Origin of the sequence: Thermogutta sp. (assembly GCF_014359955.1) — a bacterium.
Classification (GTDB): Bacteria; Planctomycetota; Planctomycetia; order Pirellulales; family Thermoguttaceae; genus Thermogutta.
The window spans coordinates 1-1,343 of record NZ_JACIYL010001012.1 but is presented as its reverse complement, the minus strand read 5'-3'; the positions used below and the strand labels follow the sequence as shown (position 1 = coordinate 1,343).

Annotated in this window: 1 protein-coding gene; it reads left to right on the top strand. The window is 56.4% G+C overall.

Annotated elements, in window-relative coordinates; all coding sequences use genetic code 11:
• On the top strand, positions 1-1,343 hold a 1,343-nt coding region (locus H5U08_RS18995), incomplete at both ends, for an AAA domain-containing protein (protein WP_297036789.1).

The following is a 1,343-nucleotide window of genomic DNA, read 5'->3' as shown; positions in this document are numbered from 1 at the left end:
GAGCCCAGACTCCTTTCAGAAATCCCTTCGACAACGCATCCCCCGTCTCCCCTGTTCAGTTCTGCCAGGGAACAGAACGGAGACGACTCGATAGCGTGCGAACGCCTCGAGGATCACCCGGAGGTACAGAAAGCGTTCGCCCATTATCTGGAAAAGTGGCGCCCCTGGCATGCCAGCTACTCTCTGTGGTACGAAGGCCAGCGTCTGTATTCGCAACTGGATTTGATGCGACGTCTTTCCAGCAGTGCCGACGAGACGTCCGAACTGGTTATGGCGTTCGGACTGCTGGAAGGAGTTATCGACGGCCAGTTTTACCGCCGCCACGTATTTGTGGCCCCGGCCGACATTGTCCTCGAACCCATCAGAGGGAAACTCCTGGTGCGGCCTTCGTGGGACTTTACCCAGTTCAAGCTCGATCTCACGTTTCTCCCTTCCCACCTTCGGCCGGACTTTACCAAGACTCCTCTGCACGACAAACTGCAGGAGCTCGACTGTGATCTCACCCAGCGGACGCTCATCGAGGAATTATTGAATCTGGTGGGCAACCACCTTTCTCCGGAGATCGTGATCGATCCGGCAGCGATGTCGCCTCGAGGCGAAAGACAGGCCTCCTTAAGTCTTCGTTTCGCCCCAGCCCTTGCCCTCCGGCGTCGTGTTTTCACAGGCTATGAAGAGACGGTCCTTCAGCTTTTCAAGGGGTTTGAGGAAGGCCATCTGCGCGAAACTCCACCATGGCAGAGGCTGCTTCTAGAAGGAAGAGCTGCGGTTCACGAGGAAGCAGACCTCGTTTCTGGATCTCAAGGTAATCGCAAAACTTCCAGAAAATCTCCTCGCTCCCCTATCCCGGAGACAGAACTCTATTTTCCCTTACCATCGAATGACCAGCAACGTCGGATTGCCCAACGAGTTTCCGAACAGCCGTGCGTCCTGGTCAAAGGTCCACCCGGAACAGGTAAGAGCCAAACGATCGCGAACCTCATTTGCCATCTCCTCGCTCAGGGGCATCGCCTGTTGATCACGGCCCAGTCGGCCAAGGCCTTGACGGTTCTTCGTGACATGCTACCGGAGGACATTCGGGATCTCTGCGTCATCGCGCTGGGAAACTCGCGCAGCGAGCTCAAACTCATGGAGGACTCGGTGCAACGGATTGTCCGCCGGGCCGAACAGTGGGACGAACTCTTTCAAAACGGCGAAATCGTAAGGCTTTCCGAGAAGCTTCGCGACTGCCGTGATCAAATAGCACGGCTGGAAAAAGAGCTTTGCGACGTTCGAGAGGCTGAAACGCAGGTGGACCGCTCATTACCTGGAGGATATACCGGGACGGCCGCCCATATCGCGCAAAA